General features: G+C 67.7%; 15 protein-coding genes. 10 read left to right on the top strand and 5 right to left on the bottom strand.

The features are described 5' to 3' along the window. The first annotated feature begins 45 nt into the window (after positions 1–45). The 4 genes from D5S08_RS03925 to D5S08_RS03940 are packed head-to-tail and all read left to right on the top strand — an operon-like array spanning position 46 to position 7,379. A complete protein-coding gene (locus D5S08_RS03925; protein ID WP_121115752.1) occupies positions 46–960 on the top strand; it encodes a dihydrodipicolinate synthase family protein in 915 nt (304 codons plus the stop codon). Positions 961–971: 11 nt separating this feature from the next. Further along, a complete protein-coding gene (locus tag D5S08_RS03930; RefSeq protein WP_121115754.1) occupies positions 972–1,970 on the top strand; it encodes a 4-hydroxyproline epimerase in 999 nt (332 codons plus the stop codon). Then, a complete protein-coding gene (locus D5S08_RS03935; protein ID WP_241557214.1) occupies positions 1,967–4,228 on the top strand; it encodes a S9 family peptidase in 2,262 nt (753 codons plus the stop codon). Before D5S08_RS03930 ends, D5S08_RS03935 begins: the two co-directional genes overlap by 4 nt. A gap of 25 nt (positions 4,229–4,253) precedes the next feature. Continuing rightward, a complete protein-coding gene (locus D5S08_RS03940; protein WP_241557215.1) occupies positions 4,254–7,379 on the top strand; it encodes a glycoside hydrolase family 2 TIM barrel-domain containing protein in 3,126 nt (1,041 codons plus the stop codon). Positions 7,380–7,462: 83 nt separating this feature from the next. On the opposite strand, the gene D5S08_RS03945 is transcribed toward D5S08_RS03940, so the two are convergent. The 3 genes from D5S08_RS03945 to D5S08_RS03955 all read right to left on the bottom strand — a co-directional run bounded on the left by D5S08_RS03945 (position 7,463) and on the right by D5S08_RS03955 (position 12,682). Continuing rightward, entirely contained in the window at positions 7,463–10,372 is a 2,910-nt protein-coding gene (locus D5S08_RS03945; RefSeq protein WP_206610280.1) for a TonB-dependent receptor domain-containing protein, read from the bottom strand. A gap of 210 nt (positions 10,373–10,582) precedes the next feature. Then, entirely contained in the window at positions 10,583–11,998 is a 1,416-nt protein-coding gene (locus D5S08_RS03950; RefSeq protein WP_121115758.1) for an amino acid permease, read from the bottom strand. A 24-nt stretch (positions 11,999–12,022) separates the two neighbouring features. Continuing rightward, positions 12,023–12,682 (bottom strand): GntR family transcriptional regulator, encoded by a 660-nt coding sequence (locus D5S08_RS03955; protein WP_121115760.1) that lies wholly within the window; start codon positions 12,680–12,682, stop codon positions 12,023–12,025. 168 nt (positions 12,683–12,850) lie between these two features. Here D5S08_RS03955 and D5S08_RS03960 point away from each other — a divergent pair, with 168 nt between their 5' ends. The 6 genes from D5S08_RS03960 to D5S08_RS03985 all read left to right on the top strand — a co-directional run bounded on the left by D5S08_RS03960 (position 12,851) and on the right by D5S08_RS03985 (position 18,747). Continuing rightward, entirely contained in the window at positions 12,851–14,071 is a 1,221-nt protein-coding gene (locus D5S08_RS03960) for an NAD(P)/FAD-dependent oxidoreductase (protein ID WP_241557216.1), read from the top strand. 13 nt (positions 14,072–14,084) lie between these two features. Next, complete coding sequence (locus D5S08_RS03965) at positions 14,085–15,269, top strand: M24 family metallopeptidase (protein WP_121115764.1); 1,185 nt, start codon at positions 14,085–14,087, stop codon at positions 15,267–15,269. Between the two features lie 128 nt (positions 15,270–15,397). Continuing rightward, positions 15,398–17,152 carry a DUF885 domain-containing protein gene (locus D5S08_RS03970; RefSeq protein ID WP_206610290.1) on the top strand — a complete coding sequence of 585 codons (1,755 nt, stop codon included), beginning with the start codon at positions 15,398–15,400 and terminating at the stop codon, positions 17,150–17,152. Positions 17,153–17,360: 208 nt separating this feature from the next. Continuing rightward, entirely contained in the window at positions 17,361–17,840 is a 480-nt protein-coding gene (gene rplM, locus D5S08_RS03975) for a 50S ribosomal protein L13 (RefSeq protein WP_121115768.1), read from the top strand. Further along, a complete protein-coding gene (rpsI, locus tag D5S08_RS03980) occupies positions 17,840–18,373 on the top strand; it encodes a 30S ribosomal protein S9 (protein WP_121115770.1) in 534 nt (177 codons plus the stop codon). The genes rplM and rpsI overlap by 1 nt, the downstream gene beginning before the upstream one ends. Before the next feature lie 101 nt (positions 18,374–18,474). Next, a complete protein-coding gene (locus D5S08_RS03985) occupies positions 18,475–18,747 on the top strand; it encodes a hypothetical protein (RefSeq protein WP_126665485.1) in 273 nt (90 codons plus the stop codon). A 24-nt stretch (positions 18,748–18,771) separates the two neighbouring features. Here D5S08_RS03985 and D5S08_RS03990 read toward each other — a convergent pair whose 3' ends face one another. Both D5S08_RS03990 and D5S08_RS03995 read right to left on the bottom strand, forming a co-directional pair. Beyond that, a complete protein-coding gene (locus D5S08_RS03990; RefSeq protein WP_121115774.1) occupies positions 18,772–19,629 on the bottom strand; it encodes a metallophosphoesterase family protein in 858 nt (285 codons plus the stop codon). Continuing rightward, a complete protein-coding gene (locus D5S08_RS03995; RefSeq protein ID WP_121115776.1) occupies positions 19,626–20,477 on the bottom strand; it encodes a diacylglycerol/lipid kinase family protein in 852 nt (283 codons plus the stop codon). Before D5S08_RS03995 ends, D5S08_RS03990 begins: the two co-directional genes overlap by 4 nt. Positions 20,478–20,525: the final 48 nt, after the last annotated feature.

The following is a 20,525-nucleotide window of genomic DNA, read 5'->3' on the forward strand; positions in this document are numbered from 1 at the left end:
GCAATATCGTATACGGTACACGAAACAGAGCAGGACGATATTTCGATGGCAATAGGTTGGAAGGGCGTATTCCCGGCAGTCACCACCCAGGTCCGCAGCGACCTGTCGCTGGACCTGGCGGATACCCAGCGCGTGGTGGACGATCTGGTCCGCGACGGCGTCACCGGCGTGATCGCGCTGGGCACGGTGGGGGAGAACAATTCCCTGGATCATGACGAGAAGGTGAAAGTCCTTTCCGCCATCGTGGAGGTTGTCGCCGGCCGGGTGCCCGTGATCACCGGCGTATCCGAATACGACACCCGCCGCGCCGTGCGCTACGCCCAGGCCGCGGAGAAGGCCGGCGCGGATGGCCTGATGCTGCTGCCGCCGATGGTCTATGTGACCAAGCCGCACGAGCTGGTCGCCCACTTCAAGGGCGTGGCCGAGCAGACCGGCCTGCCGATCATGCTGTACAACAATCCGCCCGCCTATCGCACGGTGATCGACCGCGAGGTGCTGACCGCCCTGGTGGACGTGGCCAACATCGTGGCGGTCAAGGAATCCGCGCCGGACACGCGCCGCTTCACCGACTTCCGCAACGAATTCGGCGACCGATACGTGCTGTTCGCCGGGCTGGACGACGTGGCGCTGGAAGGGCTGTATCTGGGGGCGCAGGGCTGGGTGTCCGGCCTGACCAACGCCTTCCCGCGCGAATCCGTCGAACTGGTCGCCGCGTTCGAGCGGGGCGATCATGCCAAGGCGCTGGAGATCTATCGCTGGTTCATGCCGCTGCTGCACCTGGATGCGGATCATGATCTGGTGCAGTCGATCAAGCTGGCCGAACAGGTAATGGGCCGCGGGTCCGAACGCGTCCTGCCGCCGCGGCTTGTGCTGCAGGGCGAACGCCGGGCAGAAGTGATCGCGATGGTGGAAAAGGCGGCGGCGACCCGTCCGGACCTCGCCATCGCCAAGGCAGCCTGAACCGGGGGACCATGCGGCACACCTTCTTCTGCATCGACGGCCACACGGCCGGCAACCCCGTCCGCCTAGTGGCGGGCGGGGCGCCGCTGCTGAAGGGGGCCAGCATGTCCGAACGGCGGCAGGATTTCCTGTCGCGGTTCGACTGGATCCGTACCGGCCTGTGCTTCGAACCGCGCGGGCACGACATGATGTCTGGCGGGTTCCTGTACCCGCCGGTGGACCCGGCCAACGATATCGGCATCCTGTTCATCGAGACCAGCGGCTGCCTGCCCATGTGCGGCCACGGCACGATCGGCATGGTGACCTTCGGGCTGGAACACGGCCTGATCCAGCCCGCCATACCCGGCAGTCTGCGCGTGGAGGTGCCCGCGGGCACGATCGACATCGCCTATGAGACCGACGGACCCAAGGTCACGGCCGTGCGCATCACCAACGTGCCCGCCTATGTCGCGGCGCGCGGCATCACGGTGGATGTGGACGGCATCGGCCCGCTGACCGTGGATGTGTCCTATGGCGGCAATTACTACGCCATCGTCGAACCGCAGGGCAATTACACGGGGCTGGACGATCTGGGCGCATCCCGCCTGATCGAACTGAGCGGCAAGCTGCGCGAAGCCGTGCGCGCGAAATACGAGCCCGTCCACCCGCTCGACCCCACGATCCGCGGCGTCAGCCATGTGCTGTGGGCGGACAGGCCCCGGCATGACGGGGCAGACGGGCGCAATGCGGTGTTCTATGGCGACAAGGCGATCGACCGCAGCCCGTGCGGCACCGGTACGTCGGCCCGGCTGGCGCATCTCGCGGCCACCGGGCGGCTGGCGGTGGGCGACAGCTTTGTCCACGAAAGCTACATCTGTTCGCGCTTCACCGGCCGGGTGGAGGCGGAGGTTATGCTGGACGGCCAGCCGGGCATCATCCCGTCCATCGAAGGATCGGCGGTTGCGACCGGGTTCAACACGATCTGGATCGACCGGGCGGACCCGTTCTGGGCCGGGTTCCAGGTCACGTGAGGGGGCTGCAGCGCCTGTTGCTGGCCGCCGCGATGGCCGCCGCGCTGCCCGCATCCATCGTCCGGGCCGAACCCACGGCCGAGCAGGTCCGGCAATCCGTGAACCTGCGGGAAGACTGGCAATATCTCACGCGGGAGATCGCGTGGCCGGCGGTCTGGACGCCCGATGGCGGCGCCTTCACCTACCGCAAGACGGTGGCGGGCGGCTTCGCCTTCGAGACGTTCGATGCCGCCACGCGGGCCAAGGCGCCCGCCTTCGATCACCAGCGGCTGGCCGCCGCGCTGGCGCTGGCGATGGGGCAGGATGTGGCGGCGCTGCGCCTGCCGTTCGACCAGTTCGCCTATGGCGATGACCAGCTGACGATCGCCTTCACGGCGGGCGACGGGCGCTGGCAATGCAGCCTGGCCGAGTACCTGTGCGCGCCGCAGAACCGTGCCGGCCGGCCGCGCGCCTTTGGCGTGGTGCGCGACCTGTCCGTTCCGGCGGACAACCACCCGCGCCGCTCGCCCGATGGCCGGCTGGAGGCGCTGGTGGAAGGGGACAATCTGGTCGTCCGGCAGGCGGATGGCAGCGCGCCCGTGCAGCTGAGCCAGGACGGATCGACCGGCGAGTTCTACGACCCCGAGACGATCGCCTGGTCGCCCGACAGCCGGCACCTGATGATCTATCGCGTGCGCCCCGGCTTCCCGCGCCAGGTGCTGCGCGTGGTCGCCGCGCCGGAGGATCAGCTGCAGCCTGCACTGAACACGCAGCTCTACCCCAAGCCCAGCGATCCCGTGGATCTGGAACAGCCGGTGCTGTTCGATGTGACGACCGGCCGGCAGATCGACATCGATCCGGCCCTGTTCCCCAACCCCTACTCCCTGTCGCCCCCCCGCTGGCGGCCGGACGGAAACAGCGTGGCGTTCGACTATGTCCAGCGCGGGTTCGGGCAGGCGCGGATCATCGCGGTGGATGCGCAGACCGGTCGGGCCCACGCCGCGGTCACCGAGGATACCGACACCTTCGTCTATGCCGATCGCCGCTTCGCGCACGAGGTCGGGCCGGCAGGTGCGGAGATCGTCTGGGCGTCGGAGCGCGATGGTTGGAACCACCTGTATCTGATCGACGGGCGCACCGGGCGGGTGAAGAACCGGATCACGCGCGGCGACTGGGTCGTGCGCGACGTGCTGCGGGTGGACGAGGACAAGCGGCAGATCTGGTTCGCCGCCAGCGGCATGAATGAAGGCGAAGACCCCTATTTCCGGCATTACTACCGCGTGGATTTCGACGGCCGCAACCTGGTGGCGCTGACGCCGGAGCCGGCGGACCACTTCGCCACTCTGTCGCCCGATGGCACGCGGCTGGTCGATACGTACTCGCGCCCCGACCTGCCCAATGTGGCGGTGCTGCGCGACGCGGCGGACGGCACGGCGATCGCCCCGGTGACGCAGGGCGATATCACGCAGCTGACGGCCGCCGGCTTCCGCCCGCCGGAAGTGTTCACCGCCAAGGGACGCGACGGGCAGACCGACATCTGGGGGCTGGTCGTGCGCCCGCGCGATTATGACCCCGCGCGCCGTTACCCGGTGATCGAGAACATCTATGCCGGCCCGCATGACAGCTTCGTGCCCAAGCAGTTCTGGCCCTTCGGCTACCATTCCGGCGGCGACAAGGTCATCGGCATGCAGGCGCTGGCCGATCTGGGCTTCATCGTGGTGCAGATCGACGGGATGGGCACGGCCAACCGGTCCAAAGCGTTCCACGATGTCGCGTGGCACAATCTGAAGGATTCCGGCTTTCCGGACCGTATCGCCTGGCACCGGGCGCTGGCGGCACGCGACCCGTCCTACGATATCGAGCGGGTCGGCATCTACGGCGCCTCCGCCGGCGGGCAGAGCACGCTGAACGCGCTGCTGTTCCACAATGATTTCTACAAGGCGGGCGTCGCCTATGCGGGGTGTTACGACAACCGCATGGACAAGATCAGCTGGAACGAACAGTGGCTCGGCTGGCCGGTGAACGACAGCTATGCCGCGGCCTCGGGCGTGGACAACGCCCCGCTGCTGCAGGGCGACCTGCTGCTGATCGTGGGGGAGCAGGACAGCAATGTGGACCCGGCCTCCACCATGCAGGTGGTCGATGCGCTGATCCGGGCCGACAAGGACTTCGACCTGCTGGTCGTCCCCGGCGGCGAACACAGTGTGGGCCGGTCGAGCGGCCCGATCGACTATGTCACGCGGCGCCAGTTCGAGTTCTTCGTGCGCGCCCTGCAATAGGCCCAACCCCCGCCGGAGAGACGCATTGACCAACCTGATCGGCAAGTCCGCCGCCTGCACAGCCATGGCGCTGGTCCTGTTCGCCGGCGCCATGCCCGCTGCAGCGCAGGTCGATCCTGTCGAATGGGAACAGCCGCAGGTCATCCGCCAGGGCGCGGAGCCCATGCACACCACCTTCGCCGGCTTCGACAGCCGCGCGGGCGCCCTGTCCGGCGATGTGACGCAATCACCCTGGCACCTGTCGCTGGACGGTGCGTGGCAGGTCCATCTGTCGCCCGATCCGGCAAGCCGCCCGGCCGATTTCCACCAGCCCGACTATGACGCCAGCGGCTGGGCCACCATGCCGGTGCCGGGGATCCTGCAGGCGGAGGGGCATGGCCGCGCGGTGTTCGTGGGCAGCGGATACCCCTTCCCTCGCAACCAGCCCTTCATCGACCATGCGCTGAACGAGGTGGCGTCCTACCGCCGGGAGATCGAGCTGCCCGAACACTTCGATGGCCGCCGGCTGCTGCTGACGGTCGGCGCGGCGGGCGCGGCCTATTACCTGTGGGTCAACGGGCAGCGGGTCGGCTATTCGGAAGATTCCAAGCTGCCGGCGGAATTCGACGTGACCGCGCAGATGCAGCCCGGCCGCAATGTGGTGGCGATCGAACTCTACCGCTGGGCCGATGGCAGCTATCTGGAGGATCAGGATTTCTGGCGCGTCAACGGAATCGAACGATCCGTCACGCTCTATGCCGCGCCGCCCACCCACATCCGCGACCTGGTGATCGATGCCGGGCTGAAGAACGGCTATCGCGACGGCACGCTGAAGGTCGCGGTCGATCTCGGCGGGAGGACGGCGCCGATGCGGGTGCGCGCCACGGTGCTGGATGGCACGCGCGAGGTGCTGGTGCGGGACGCCCGGATGCGCAACGGCACGGCCGAACTCGCCGCCACCGTGCCGGCCGTGCGCAGCTGGTCGGCAGAGGCGCCCAATCTCTACGCCCTGCTGGTGGAGCTGTTGGACCGCGACGGCCGCGTGGTGGAGGCGACCAGCCGCCGCATCGGCTTCCGCACGGTCGAGATCGCCGATGGCGAGGTGCAGGTGAACGGCCGGCGCGTCACCATCCGCGGCGTCAACCGGCACGAACATGACCCGCACACCTTCCGCATCGTGTCGGAAGAGACGATGCGGCGCGACATCGCCCTGATGAAGGCGGCCAATGTGAACGCCGTGCGCACCAGCCATTATCCCAACGATCCGCGCTGGTACGACCTGGCCGACGAATACGGCCTGTACCTGATGGACGAGGCCAATATCGAGAGCCACGGCTATCTCAGCGCGTCGCAGCAGCGGGACAACGACCCATCCGTGCTGCTGGGCAACGATCCGGACTGGCGCGCTGCCCATCTGGATCGCGTGGCCCGCATGGTGCAGCGGGACCGCAACCATCCTTCGATCATCTTCTGGTCGCTCGGCAACGAGACCGGCATCGGCGACAGCTTCGAAGCGGCCGCGAAATGGGTGAAGCAGAACGATCCCTCGCGGCTCGTCAGCTTCCTGGGCTGGAGCATGAGCGGGTGGCGCCATCCGGTGAACACCTATGTCGACATCTTCGCACCGATGTATGACGACGTGCCCAAGCTGCTCGACTATGCGCGCGACCCGGCCTTCACGCAGCCGCTGATCATGTCCGAATATGCCCATGCGATGGGCAACAGCCTGGGCGATATTGCCGGCTATTGGGATGCGATGCGCAGCCATCCCAAGCTGCAGGGCGGCTTTGTGTGGGACTGGGTGGACCAGACGATGCTGCTGAACGATGATGACGGGCGGCCTTACTGGGCGCAGGGCGTGGACTTCGACCCAAACCCGGACGCGCCCGGCGTGCATGGCGACAGCAGCCCGGTTGGTGACGGCGTGATCCAGGCGGATCGCACGCCCGACCCGGAATATTTCGAACTCGCCCATGTGCAGGCGCCGATCACCTTCGTGCAGGACGATGCCGGGTGGCGGGTTGTGAACCGGCACGATCACATCGACCTGTCCGCTTTCGCGCTGGAATGGGCGCTGCTGGAAGACGGCGCGGAAATTGCGCGCGGCGCGCTGCCCACGCCGGAGGTTCCGCCCGGCGGCAGTGCCCCGCTGGCCGTTCCCGTGCCGCCGGCACGCGACCCTCTGGCGGAGCGGCGGCTGGTGCTGCGCGCGGTGGCGCAAGACGGGGCAGTGCCTATGCTGCCCGCCGGCCATGTCGTCGGCTGGGAGCAGTTCGCCCTGGGCACCCCGCCCGCCGCGACGTTGCCCGCGGGCGCTGTCCAGCCCATTGCCGTGAAGGACGGCTGGCGGCTGGCGGCCAATGGCGCCACGCTGGAGATCGACGGCACCACCGGCCTGCTGCGCAGCTACACACAGGGCGCCGCTGTGCTGCTGACCGGCGGCGCGCCCAATTTCTGGCGCGCACCGACCGACAACGATATCGGCGCCGGCGTGCCGAAGAGCCATGCGATGTGGCAGCACTTCTCCGCCAATCGCCAGGTCGAGGCGGTGGAGCGGGACGGAGCCGGAATCGTCGTGCGGCACAATATGGGCGTGGGGTCGGTCAGGACTGTGACTCGCTGGACCATGGCGGCGGACGGTACGGTGGGGGTGACGCTGCAGTTCGATCCGCTGCGCGATACCCTGCCCGATCCGCTGCGCATCGGCCTGGCGTTCGAAACGCCCCCGGCGCTGGACCAGGTGGAATGGCATGGCCGCGGCCCGCACGAGACCTATGCCGATCGCGCCACCAGCGGTCTGATCGCGCGCTGGAGCGGGGCGCTCGCGGACCAGTTTCACGATTATGCCCGGCCGCAGGAAAGCGGCAACAAGACGGATGTGCGCTGGATCGCGCTGACCGGCGGCACGGGAGATGGCTTGCGCATCACCGGCATGCGGCCGCTCTCGGTCAACGCGCTGGCCTTCCCCTATGCCGATCTGGCGGAACAGGCGCCAGGCAAGGCGCGCAGTGCTGACATCCGCCCGCACGGCAACGGCACCCTGCTGGTGGACATGGCGCAGGCCGGCGTTGGCGGCGATACCGGGTGGAACCTAGACGGGCGGCCGCACATGCCGTTCCGCATCCCGCTGGCACCCGCGCAATTCTCCTTCACCATCGGCCGCGCGGACTGATCACCCCCTGGATGCAGAAAAGCCCGCCCGGTCCTGAGACCGGGCGGGCTTTCTTCCGTGGCGCGACCCGCGGGGTTCGTGGATCAGAAGTTGGCGGTGAACCCAAAGAACACCGTGCGGCCCAGCGGGTCGAACACGCCCGGATAGGTGTTGCCGTTGCCGAAGGTCTGCAGCAGCCCGGCCGCCAGGGCCGGCGGGTCGAGATCGAACACATTGTTCACGCCGGCGCGCAGCACGAAATTGTCGGCGAAGGGCTGGTTCAACGTCAGGTCGATGTAGTTGTAATCCTTGATCCGGCTGTTCACCACCGTCTGCGGCGCGTTCAGCAGGGGATTGTCGGTCAGGCTGGACAGGTCCGTGCCGCCCAGGTGCCGCCAGGACACCGATACCAGCGTCTCGCTGGGCGCGGTGTAGCTGAAGCGGGCGACGTGGCGCCATTCGGGCGAAGGCTGGCCGCAAGTGTAGCCGAACAGGCCCTTGCAGTCATAGGAGCCGACACCCGGCACCGGCTCCGCCACCTGGTCGATCAGGTAGGTTCCGACCAGGCTGATGGCCAGGCTGCCAGCCTCGCCGATGTCGAAGCCGTAATCGGCCACGATATCGATGCCCGACGTTTTCAGATAGCCGGTGTTCAGCGTGGTGGAGCGGACAAAGCCCGCATTCTGCCCGAACAATGCGCCCGAGCGCGGATCGCGCGACAGCAGGTTGCAGAAGAACGGATCGCCGGTCGCCGCACACCGGCCGATCGACAGCGACGGGGCGATGGTGCCGATATAGTCCTGCACCTTGATGTTGTAGTAATCGACCGACAGCGAGAAGCCGCGCAGCGCCCGCGGCGTCAGCACGAAGCCGGCCGTATAGGTGTCGGCCGTTTCCGGCTTCAGCGCGATGTTGCCGCCCCCCAGGGCCGAGCAGGTGTCCGCCGGACATTCCACGATGCGGCCATATTGCGCCGCCGTGACCCCGGTCAGCTGGCAGATCTCCAGCGAGGCGGTGGGGTTGGAGCCGGAGCACGGATCCTGTGCGGCGACGTTGCCCACCGTCTGCGCGGCGAACAGTTCGCCCACATTGGGCGCGCGGATCGCGTGGTTGTAGCTGGCCCGCAGGCGCAGGTCGCTGACCAGCTGCCAGCTGAGCTCCCCCTTGTACGTCCAGACATTGTAGGAGGACGAGAACCCGGTCGAGCCCTGTTCGTTGTCATAGGCGGAGTAGCGCAGGCCGCCATTGATCGACAGCGACTGGAAGAACGGCCGATCCTCTATCAGCGGGATCTCGATCTCGCCAAAGGCCTCCGTCACGGAGATGACGCCGTCGGACGGCCGCGTGCCGTTCTGCTGCGCGACCTCGTCCGCCGTGAAGTCCAGCGTCTCGCGCCGCCGCTCCGCGCCCAGCGCGATGCCGACGCCGGTGGAGGCGAAGGGCGAGGTGACCCCCAGTTCGCCCAGGTCGCCGCTCAGCGAGCCGGAGAACACTTCCAGCGCATTGCGCGACGCGGTGTTGCTGTCGGTGAACAGATAGGCGGTCTGCTCCTCCGTCACGCCGTAGGGTTGCCACACATTGACCGGTACGCAGTCCGGATCCGATCCGTCGATCACGGAGCGGCAGGTCGGCGTGCCGTTCACGTCGATCACGTTCAGGGCGCGGCCGGCGCGGACCTGGTTCACGTCGTTGAGGTAGGTTTCCTTGAACTTGACCAGCGAATACAGGTAATTGACGTCATAGCTGAAGCCGCTGCCCAAATCGCCGCGAACACCGGCGGTGTAGCGGTAATCGTTATAACGCAGATTGTCCCGCCGCGGGGTGACGGTCGTGCGGTACGCGACCAGCGCATCCTGCGTAGTGTTCGTGCCAGCGTCCGGGCCGCAGATCGCCGTCAGTTGGGCGGCATTGGCCAGCGGGTTGTTGCACGAGATCGGGAAGGCGGTGCCCAGCCAGATGCCGGACGGCGCGACCTGCGAGAACGTCTGGTCGTTCATGTACATGAAGCTGCCGTACAGCTCTGCCGCCTCGGTCAGCTCGAACCGGCCGAACCCGCCGGCAACGATACGCTCCCCCGGCCGTTGGAAGTAGACGTCGGGCGCGTAATTATACGCATATTCGTTGCTGTAGGGCACCACCGTCGGGCTGCCGTCGATGTTGTTGACCAACGTCTGGCCTTGCAGCGGGCTGTTTTCCGACAAGGGTACGAAGGAACCATACGGCGTGTTGCTGGACCCGCCGCAGAACAGTTCCGTGCCGTTGTTCTGGTCCTGCAAGGCGCAGGCGGACACGTCACGGCTGGACTGGCGCACGGGAGCGATGTTGCGGTAGCCGAAGTAGCCGGTCAGGTTGCCACGACCGCCGGCGAAGTTCTTGCCGGCGGCAATGGTGATGTCCTGCTTCGCGCCATCGTCCACCGTGGACGGGGCCAGTTCGAAGCCCCGCTCGCGCACGATGCTGCGGATCGCCTCGTTATTGTTGTCGTGCTGCGCGAAGCCGGCCTGCGCATCGATCCGGATGCCGTCCAGATCCTTCTTCAGGACGAAGTTGACGACGCCGGACAGCGCGTCGGAGCCGTAGACGGCGGAAGCGCCACCCGTCAGCACATCGACCCGCTCCACCAGCGCGCTGGGGATCAGGTTGAGGTTGACCGCCTGCGTGGGCATCAGGCGCTGCCCGTCCACGAGCGTCAGCACGCGGTTGGAACCCAAGTTGCGCAGGTTGATGCGCGACGTGCCGTCAGACCCGTTGGACACGTTCTCGTTCGCGTCGGCGGTGAACTGCGGCAGGCGGTTCAACACCTGCTCCACCCCCAGCGCACCCTGATACCGGATCTCTTCGGACGACACGACCGTCTGCGGGCTGTTGCTTTCCAGATCGGCGCGCCGGATGCGGGTCCCGGTGACGATGATGTCACCGCCGGAGGTCGCGTTCTCGGCGGACACCGTGGGGCCGATGGATGCAGGTGCTTCCTGGGCCTGGGCACCACCGGCAATCAGCGCGGTGAGCGCCACAGCGCAACAAAATTTCCCTCGATGTCCCCGCATGTGCTCGACTCCTCCATGAGATGGCCGATTTATGCAGAACTGTAGTCTTTATGTCAAATACCGTATACGAAATACATAACCGAGCGTGTGGAGGGTGTTGCTCCTTCACACCACATCCCCGCCGCGACTGCGCGCGGCGGGAAATTCGGAAAAGCCTGTCGTGGTCGAATTCTCGTCTCAGGCCGCTGCAGCATCCTGCCGCTCGACGCTGCGACCGCGGCCGTACAGGAAGTAGGCCAGCAGCCCGATGCCGTTCCAAGCCGCGAAGCGCACCAGCGTGCTGTCCGGCAGGCTGAACAGCAGATAGGCGCAGCCCAGGATGGTCATGATGCCGACCAGATAGGGCTGCGGACAGCGAAACAGGCGCGGGATCTCGGGCGAGCGGCGGCGCAGGATCATCAGGCACGCGCCCACCGCCATGAAGGCGACCAGCGTGCCGGCATTGGCCAGCTCCGCGATCTCGTCCAGCCGGAAGATGCCGGCGATTACCGCGATGGAGACGCCCGTCATCAGCGTGATCCGCGTCGGCGCCCCGGTCCGGGGGCTGATCGTTGCCAGCGAACGGGGAAGCAGGCCGTCACGCGCCATGACGAAGAAGACGCGGCTCTGCCCGTACATCATGACCAGGATGACGGAGGGCAGCGCCACGATGGCCGCCAAGGCGACCAGATAGGCGGCGAGCGGCTGATCCAGGCTGCGCAGCACCAGCGCCAGCGGCTCCGGCGAATTGGCGAGCAGCTGGAACGGGGTGGCCCCGATCGCGGCGATCGCCACGGCCATGTAGATCACGGTGCAGGCCGCCATCGATCCGATGATGCCGATGGTCAGATCGCGCTTGGGGTTCTTCGCCTCCTCCGCCGAAGTGGCGACCGCATCGAAGCCGTAGAACGCAAAGAAGACGATCGCCGCAGCCGCCATCACGCCGCGCTTCTGCCCGTCCACTTCCGTACTGCCGAAGCCATAGGGCATGAAGGGTTGCAGATTGTCCGCCTGGAAGGCCGGCAGGGCGATGATGACGAAAACGGACAGCGCGGCCAGCTTGATGATCACCAGCACGATGTTGAGCGTGGCGCTTTCGCGCGTGCCCGCGATCAGCATGCCCATCACCCCCAGCGCCACCAGTACCGCCGGCAGGTTGATGATTCCGCCCCCATGCGGCCCCACCAGCAAGGCCTGCGGCAGATCCAGGCCGGCCGATTGCATCCAGCCGACCAGATAACCTGACCAGCCGACCGCCACCGTGGAACAGGCCAGCGAATATTCCAGGATCAGGCTCCAGCCCACGATCCAGGCGATCCCTTCGCCCATCGCGACATAGCTGAAGGTGTAGGCGCTGCCGGCAGCCGGGATCAGCGTGGCCATTTCGGCATAAGCGAGCGCCGCACAGGCGCAGACCGCGCCGGCAATGGCAAAGGCCAGGATCACCGCGGGCCCGGCGCGTTCGGCGCCCACGCCGGTCAGGGTATAGATGCCGGTGCCGACGATCGCCCCCACGCCCAGGGCAATCAGGTGGGGCCAGCTCAGGGTCTTGGAGAGGGAATGCCGGGAGTCCCGCTGGGCGAGCTTCTCGATCGATTTACGCGGTCCGAACATGTAATCCCCTCGGCAGGTGCTGGCTCAGCCCGTCTGGCTGGCGGTGAAATGATTGCGCAGGTCGTCAAGCGTCTGGGCGATATGCACGGTGAGCATGGAGTGGAGCTGATCCGCGTCCCCGGCGATCCAGGTATCCAGGATGCCGCGATGCTCCAGATGCGCGCGATCCTCGCGGCCTGCGGGTTGCAGATGCGCGATCACGTAACGCTCCGCCAGGATCTCCAGCCGCTCCACCAGTTGAGTGGTCAGCAGCCGCCCGCCCGGGCGGACCAGCGCGACGTGGAACTCCCGGTTGCGGATCGCCACCTCGGCGCGGGTTTCAGCGCTGGCGGCGGCATCCAGCCGCTCGAACGCCTCGGTCACGGCTTGCCGGTCGTCATCGGTCGCCCGGACGCAGGCATAGGCGGCGGCCGCCGGCTCGATCGCCAGGCGCAGGTGGTAGATTTCCTCCGCCTCCGATGCTGACATCGGACGCACGAACCAGCCTCGGTTGGCGCGGCTCGTGACCAGGCCCTCATGCTCCAGCCTGACGAGCGCCTCGCGCAGGGGGATCTTGCTGACGCCCAGCTCCGCCGCCAGCGCATCCTGCCGCACGGGTTCCATCACCACGATCTTGCCCTCCACGATGCGTTCGCGGATTACGTCAAAGATACGGTCGGCTAGCGTGCGGACGACAATGGTCACCAGATAATCTCCAAGCAGGTCCGCACGCCAGTCGGGGCGCGGGGCAGATGAGCAAAGCAGATACCCGGCCTGTGGCCTCCCCGCACATGGATAATCGATCGACCTTGTCTCGGCCGCGATGGTTATATAACGTATACAAAACTTGTACCCACGTGCAACGGAGTTTTTGTGTCCAGGATTGTGGTGGTCGGCGCGGGGATCGTGGGCCTGTGCAGCGCGCTTCACCTGCTGGAGCGGGGCTGCGCCGTGACGGTGATCGACAATGACCCGGCGGGTCAGGCCGCGTCATGGGGCAATGCCGGCCATATCGCGACCGAACAGGTGGAACCGCTGGCCTCGCCCGCAATGCTGCGGTCGGCCCCCGGCCGGCTGTTCATGCGGGGTGGGGCACTGGCCCTGCCGCCGCGCGCGCTGCGGTCGTGGCTGCCCTTTGCACTGCGCTTGGTCGCGGCATCGCGCCCCGCCTCCTTCGCGGCCGGGCGCGACGCGCTGGCGGCCCTGCTGCACCACGCGTTGCCGGCGTGGGAGGACGTGCTGCAGAAGGCCGGCACGCCCGACCTGTTGCGGCAGGACGGGCACTTCGTCCTGTGGCAGGATGCCGCCGCCGCCGAGGCCGGGCAGGCCCATTGGGTGAATGCCGCCACGGGCACCGCCAGCGTCCACCCGGCGCACGGGGACGAACTCGCCCGGCTGACCGCGCTGTGCAGCGTACCGGTCGCGGGCGCGATCCGGTTCGACGGGACGGCGCAGATCGCCGACCTGGCCGGCTTGCGCGCCGCGCTGCGGGAGGCGGTGATCGCGCGGGGCGGACGGCTGGTCGATGGCACCGCCACCCTGCAGATCCGCCGCGGCCGGGCGGAGGTCGACGGCATGGCGGATCACGCCGTGCTGGTCTGCGCGGGCGTGCGCTCCGCGGCGCTGATGCGGCAGGCCGGGCACCGGGTGCCGATCATCGCCGAACGTGGCTATCACATCCGCTCGACCGATCATGACTGGCCCGACGACATGCCCCCGGTGGTGTTCGAACAACGGTCGCTGATCGTCACCCGCTACCGCACCGCGCTGCAGGCCGCGAGCTTCGTGGAACTGCAGCAGCCGGACGCCCCGGCAGACCCGCGCAAGTGGGCGCGGCTGGAACGGCATGTCGGCGAATTGGGCCTGCCGATGCGCGGCCCGTTCCGCCGCTGGATCGGGTCGCGCCCCACCTTTCCGGATTACCTGCCGGCGATCGGCCGTTCCACCCGGGTCGGCAATCTGCACTATGCCTTCGGGCACCAGCATCTCGGCCTGACCCTGGCGCCGGTGACGGCCCGCGCGGTGGCTGCCATGATGGTGGGCGAGCAGCCGGACCTGTCGCTGGCGCCGTTTGACCTGGAACGTTTTGCATGAAGGAACAGATGCGATGATCGGTGGATCGGATGCCCGGGCCGAACTGGACCGGCTGACACCCTGGCCGGACCCTGCCCCGGCGATCACCCCGGCGGAACGCGCCGAGCGCGTGGCGCGGGCGCGTGAGCTCTGCGCCGGGGCGGGCGCCGACGCGCTGCTGGTGAATGCCGGCCCGTCGCTGAGCTACTTCGCCGGCATACCGTGGGGGCAGACCGAACGGCTGGTCGCCATGCTGATCGTCGCCGCCGGCGACCCGGTGATGATCGTTCCCCATTTCGAGATCGGCACGCTGGAGGCCGACCTCGCCATTCCGGTGGCCATCCGTTCGTGGGAGGAGGACGAGGATCCTGTGGCGCTGCTGCGGAATGCCTTGCGCGACCAGGGCGTCCGGCGTCTGGCGGTGGACCCCGAACTGCCGTTCCATTTCGCGGAGAAGCTGCGCCAGATCGCGGACGTCGAGCTGGTCGATGGCGCAGCGGCGATCAGCGGGTGCCGGATGGTGAAGTCGCCCGCCGAACTGGCGCTGTTGCAGCAGGCGAAATCCATGACCCTGCAGGTGCAGCACGCCGCCGCGCGCATTCTGCATCCCGGTATCCGGCAGAGCGAGGTCGTGCGCTTCATCGATGCCGCGCACCGGGCGCTGGGCGCCGCCGGGTCCAGCTTCTGCATCGTCCAGTTCGGCCAAGCGACCGCCTTTCCGCACGGACTGCCGGGGGACCGCGCCCTGGAGGACGGGCAGCTGGTGCTGGTGGATACGGGCTGCACCGTCGAAGGGTACCATTCCGACATCACCCGCACTTACGCCTACGGCACCGTCCCGGCGGAGGTGCACGACATCTGGCACCTGGAACGGGCGGCGCAGGCTGCCGCCTTCGCCGCGGTGCGGCCGGGCGTCACCTGCGAGGCGGTGGACGCCGCCGCACGGGCGGTGCTGGTCGCAGGCGGACTGGGTCCGGACTATCGCCTGCCCGGCCTGCCGCACCGCACCGGCCACGGCATCGGCCTGTCAATCCATGAACCGGCCTATCTGGTGCGCGGCGACACAACCGTGCTGCAGCCGGGGATGTGCTTTTCCAACGAGCCGATGATCGTGGTGCCCAACCGATTCGGTATCCGGCTGGAAGACCATATGTTCGTTACCGAAACCGGCGCACAATGGTTCACCGCGCCGCAGATGAGCATCGAAGGTCCGGAGTGACAAAGGGCGTCAGCAGCGGTTGACAGCATGGGTGCGAGCCGTATCGTATTCCGTATACGATTCTTTTGCTTCTCAGGAGTCAGCTGATGCGGCCTTCGACCCGGATTGTTCTCGCGTCTTTTTCAGCAATGGCCTGCGTGGCGGGCCACCCGCTCCGCGCCCAGCCGGACCCGGCACCGGTAGCGGCCGCGAGCACGGATGCAGATGCGCAGCTGCGTGACCTGTACGAAAGCGACTGGGCCTGGCGCGAACAGCAGGGGCTGACCCGCGGCCGGGGCGGGCAAGGCGCCGCGTCACTGCCGCAGGTCGACCCGGCGACGCAGCAGGTGCGGCTCGCGCACTGGACCGATGTGCTCGCCAGGCTGGATGCCATCGCGCCCGAAGCGCTGTCTGCCGAGGAGCGGATCAACGCCGCCGTGCTGCGGGAGGTGGCGCAGACCGCGGCCGACAATATCCGCTTCCGCACCTATGAACGGCCGTTCAATGCCGACACCTTCTTCTGGTCCGGCCTCAGCCCGATCACGGGCGGCTTCGCCACGGCACAGGAATATCGCGACTACATCGCCCGGATGCGCGACATACCCCGCTATTTCGACGATCAGGTCGCGAACATGCGGGCCGGGCTGGCCCGCGGCTTCACCGTTCCCCGCATTGCCGCGACCGGACGGGAGGAGACGATGCGCGGCTTCCTGCCCGCCGACCGCAGCAACGCATTCTGGACCGCCTTCGCCGCCATGCCCGACACCATTCCGGCGGCCGAGCAGGAGGCCTTGCGGCAGGAGGGCGAGGCCGCGATCCGCGACAGCGTGGCGCCTGCCTATGCGAAGCTGCATGCCTTCATGGTGGACGAATACCTGCCGGGAGCGACCACGGCGATCGGCGCGCGCGACTTGCCGGGCGGGGCTGAATTCTACCAGGCGCAGATCCGCGGCTTCACCACGATCGACCTGACGGCGGAAGAGATCCACGCCATCGGCCTGGCAGAGGTGGCGCGCATCCGGGCGGAGATGGAGCGCGTCAGGCAGGAAGCTGGCTTCGATGGCGACCTGTCGGCCTTCATGGAGTTCCTGCGCACGGACCCGCAATTCGAGGCGAAGACCCCGTACGAGTTGCTGGCCAAGTCATCCTATGTCGTGAAGCGGATGGACAGCCGGCTGGGCGAATTCATCGGCTTCCTGCCACGGCGGCGGCACGGGATCGTGCCGGTGCCGCCGGCCCTGGCCCCCATCTTCACCGGCGGGCGCGGCGGGATCGAGAACTGCATGATGAACACCTACAACCTGCCGGCCCGCAGGCTGTATACCCTGCCCGCCCTGACCGTTCACGAATGCACGCCCGGCCATTCCCTGCAGGCCGCCATCGCGCAGGAGGCGCAGCGCCGGCCGGCCTTTCGCCGCGCCGCCGGCTTCTCCGGCTATGGCGAAGGCTGGGCGCTCTACTGGGAATGGCTGGCGGGGCAGATCGGCATCTACGAAACTCCGTACGAGGAATTCGGCCAGCTGACTTACGAGATGTGGCGCGCCGCCCGCCTAGTGATCGACACCGGGATCCATCAATATGGGTGGAGCCGCGAACAGGCGCAGTCATACCTGCGGGACAATGCCGCCCTGGCCGATCACGAGATCACCACGGAGATCGACCGCTACATCGCATGGCCCGGACAGGCGCTGGCCTACAAGCTGGGTGAGTTGCTTATCCGCCGCAAGCGGGCGGAGGCGCAGGAGGCGCTCGGCACGGCATTCGACGATCGCAACTTCCATGATGCGATCCTGGCATTGGGAGAGGTGCCGTTGCCGGTGCTGGAGGCCAGGCTGGACCAGTTCATCGCCGATGGCGGGCAGCTGCCGCCGGGCTGGAACCCGGCCCTGCCCGAAGCAAGGTAGACGCGCGCCGCCGCTCACGATTACGGCCGACAGTGGTAGCGAAAGGCGCTGCAATTTGGCGCGGTATTATTTTACCGTGCTGCAAACCGGCGGAAAACCTTGACCAATCGCTCTGTTGCGGCTTAGAGCGCGCCCACTTCGCCAGAGGTCGGCCCGTTCGCGTGCCCCGATGCGAATCATCTGAGCAGTTCAAGCAAACGGAGCAGCCATGAAGGCGCTGAGCAAGCAGACACGGTCGATCAAGCCGGCCGAAGTCGAAAAGAAGTGGCACGTCATCGACGCCGAAGGGCTGGTCGTGGGCCGTGTGGCGGTGATCATCGCCAATTACCTGCGCGGCAAGCACAAGCCGAGCTACACCCCGCATGTCGATTGCGGCGATCACGTGATCGTCATCAATGCCGACAAGGTCCGCTTCACCGGCAACAAGCGGCAGGAAAAGACCTACTACAAGCACACCGGCTATGCCGGCGGCATCAAGGCGGTGACCGCGGCCAAGGTGCTGGACGGCCGCTTCCCGGAGCGCGTGCTGGAAAAGGCTGTCGAGCGCATGGTTCCGCGTGGCCCGCTGGGTCGTGACCAGATGCGTGCCCTGCACCTTTATAACGGGACCGAGCACCCGCATGCCGGGCAGCAGCCCGAAACGCTCGACGTCGTTTCCCTGAACCGCAAGAACAAGGTTGCCGCGTAATGGCCGACACCACCAACACCGTCACCGACCTGGCCGACCTGCAGGATCTGGGCACCGCCGCCACGGGCGACGATGAGGCCGGCGAAACCGTCGTAAAGACCCCCCGCGTCTCCAACGCTCCGCTGCGCGAGCAGCAGATCGACGCGCAGGGCCGCGCCTATGCCACCGGCCGCCGCAAGGACGCGGTTGCCCGCGTGTGGATCAAGCCCGGCAGCGGCAAGATCGTGGTCAATGGCCGCGAGCAGGAATCCTATTTCGCGCGTCCGACCCTGCGTCTGGTGATCAACCAGCCGTTCCAGGTGGCCGAGCGTGAAGGCCAGTACGACGTGATCGCCACCGTCAAGGGCGGCGGCCTGTCCGGCCAGGCCGGCGCTGTGAAGCACGGCATCAGCCAGGCGCTGACCAAGTACGAGCCCACGCTGCGTGCCGAGGTCAAGGCCGCCGGCTTCCTGACCCGCGACAGCCGCACGGTGGAACGCAAGAAGTACGGCCGTGCCAAGGCGCGCAAGAGCTTCCAGTTCTCCAAGCGCTGATCGGTTCTCGGCCGAATACGCCAACCGAACACAAGAGGGCGGTCCTGCGGGGCCGCCCTTTTTTGTTGCCTGCATCACGCCGGTGGGTGCAGCCTGCCCGCATGACGAACGCTGCCCTTGTCCGCCCCCTGAGTCGCCCGCTCTGGCTTGGTGCGGCCATGCTGTTGCTGCTGCCGGCGATCGCCGCGCTGTTCACATCGCAGATGCGCTGGGGCGCGGAGGATTTCGCCGCGCTTGCCGTGCTGCTGCTGGGCACCGGCCTGCTGATCGAAGGCGCGCGGCGGATCGGCCCGGCGTGGACGCGGGGTGCGGCGATCGCTGCAGTGCTGGGGCTGGCCGTGCTGGTCTGGGCGCTGCTGGCAACGGCGGACTGATCGCGCCGCCGCCCATTCCGCCTGTCAGTGGACCGGCGGATCGACCGGCGGTACCGCCCTGACGGGGGCCACGGGATCGCCGGGCGCGCGCGGCGGCAGCGCGTCTTCGGGCACGTCGCCGATCTGCATCTCCGGCGTCGGCACCGCTTCCAGATTGCGCGCGCGCACCTGCAGCGTCTGCCCGTCCCAGCGTAATTCGTTGAAGCTGGGCGGAGTGGACCGGACCCGCTGCGACAGCGTACCCGCGCCGATCATCCGCACCGGACCGGCGGGCGTGTCCTCCATGATGTCGAACGGATCGTGCACATGGCCGCTCAGCACGCCCAGCACCCGCCGCTTGGCCAGCTCCGCGAGCGCATGGCTGCCACCGTGAGTCAGTGCGGTGCCCTGGGTGCCGACCTCCCGCAACGGGTGATGCACCGCCACCAGCGCGCGCGTGCCCGCCGGCAGCGCGTCGAGCGCGGCCAGGCATTTGCGCAAGGCCGCCTTCGTTACCCAGCCCTTGGACCAGTTGAAGCGCGGCTGCGCGCGGATGGCGGTCTTCAGCGGCACGATGGCCAGGCCGGGCAGGTCCAGCTCCCGCTCCACCAGCGCCTGCACCGCGCCAAACCGGCGATAGGGCGCGAAGAACCGCTCCAGCAGGTTGAAATAGGGCAGATCGTGATTGCCTACGCCGACCGTCACCGGCGCCTCGAGAGACTGGATCCAGCGGCATGCGGCGGTGAATTCGTGGCTGCGCGCGCGCATGGTCAGGTCGCCGGTCAGCGCCACGCCGGCCGGTTTCTGGCGGGCGATCTCGTCCCGGGCCCAGGCCACGGCACGTGTGTCCTCCAGCCCGAAATGCACGTCGCTGATATGGAACAGCAGGGTCTCGGTACTCATGCGGCGGTCGCTATCAGATCAACCTCGCTCGGGGCCAGGGTGAAGGTCGTGCGCGGCGCGGGTTCTGCCGGCTCGCCGTCGATCAGCATGCCGAACGGCTTGCCGGCCACGCTGGCGAAGGTCACCTCCTGCACGGTGCCAAGCCGGTCATGCGGTCCCTCGCGAAAATTGCGCCGCATCAAAGCCCAACCCTGCTGCAGGTAATCTCCGGCACTGTCGGCGTGATAGGCATCCACTTGCAGGCCGTCATCCCGCGGGGTCAGCATCAGCAGCGGATAGCCCTCGGCCCGGCCCAGCACCGGATCGACACAGGCGATCATGTCGCCGGACAGGGACTCGGTGACGGCCGCCACTGCGCCAGCCGCCAGATCCAGCACCGCGACATCGCGCATCGCCTCCCGCACCTGGTTCCAGCTGGTGCCCGGGCCTGCCAGCACCCCTGCCAGCGCATCGCCCGCCGGGCTGCGGGCCAGGCCGGGGCGGCGCGTCCGGTAACGGCCATTGGCGGCGTCGGCGATCACCTGGTCCATGCTGCGGTCGCCATGCAGGCGATGGAACAGCAGGTTCATGGTGCCGCCGGGCAGCACCAGCACCTCCCCACCCCAGCCGGCCAGCGCGGTGATCGTCGCATTGATGGTGCCATCGCCCGCGAACACCGCCAGCAGCCCGATCCCGGCCGCGTCCAGCATGGCTGGCGTGGGCAGGTCTTCCGCCGGGAAGGTGGTGCGCTGCGCCACGCGCACGCCATGATCGCCGCAGCACTTGTGCAGTGCCTCCACCGCATCATCGTCGTTGCTGCCGCTGGAAGCATTGTTGACCAGCCATAGGGCGCGAGGTTCAGCCATCATCCGCCAAAGCGTCGGAACGCCCGCCTGTTCCCGCGCGATGCTTTGTCG

Origin of the sequence: Croceibacterium ferulae, assembly GCF_003660445.1 — a bacterium.
Taxonomy (GTDB): domain Bacteria; phylum Pseudomonadota; class Alphaproteobacteria; order Sphingomonadales; family Sphingomonadaceae; genus Croceibacterium; species Croceibacterium ferulae.

Bases quoted from the DNA above. Each gene is read 5' to 3' on its own strand.
- rpsI (WP_121115770.1), top strand. From the start codon at position 17,840: ATGGCCGACACCACCAACACCGTCACCGACCTGGCCGACCTGCAGGAT.
- D5S08_RS03990 (WP_121115774.1), bottom strand. From the start codon at position 19,629: ATGAGTACCGAGACCCTGCTGTTCCATATCAGCGACGTGCATTTCGGG.
- D5S08_RS03950 (WP_121115758.1), bottom strand. From the start codon at position 11,998: ATGTTCGGACCGCGTAAATCGATCGAGAAGCTCGCCCAGCGGGACTCC.
- rplM (WP_121115768.1), top strand. From the start codon at position 17,361: ATGAAGGCGCTGAGCAAGCAGACACGGTCGATCAAGCCGGCCGAAGTC.
- D5S08_RS03925 (WP_121115752.1), top strand. From the start codon at position 46: ATGGCAATAGGTTGGAAGGGCGTATTCCCGGCAGTCACCACCCAGGTC.
- D5S08_RS03985 (WP_126665485.1), top strand. From the start codon at position 18,475: ATGACGAACGCTGCCCTTGTCCGCCCCCTGAGTCGCCCGCTCTGGCTT.
- D5S08_RS03995 (WP_121115776.1), bottom strand. From the start codon at position 20,477: ATGATGGCTGAACCTCGCGCCCTATGGCTGGTCAACAATGCTTCCAGC.
- D5S08_RS03970 (WP_206610290.1), top strand. From the start codon at position 15,398: ATGGCCTGCGTGGCGGGCCACCCGCTCCGCGCCCAGCCGGACCCGGCA.
- D5S08_RS03965 (WP_121115764.1), top strand. From the start codon at position 14,085: ATGATCGGTGGATCGGATGCCCGGGCCGAACTGGACCGGCTGACACCC.
- D5S08_RS03930 (WP_121115754.1), top strand. From the start codon at position 972: ATGCGGCACACCTTCTTCTGCATCGACGGCCACACGGCCGGCAACCCC.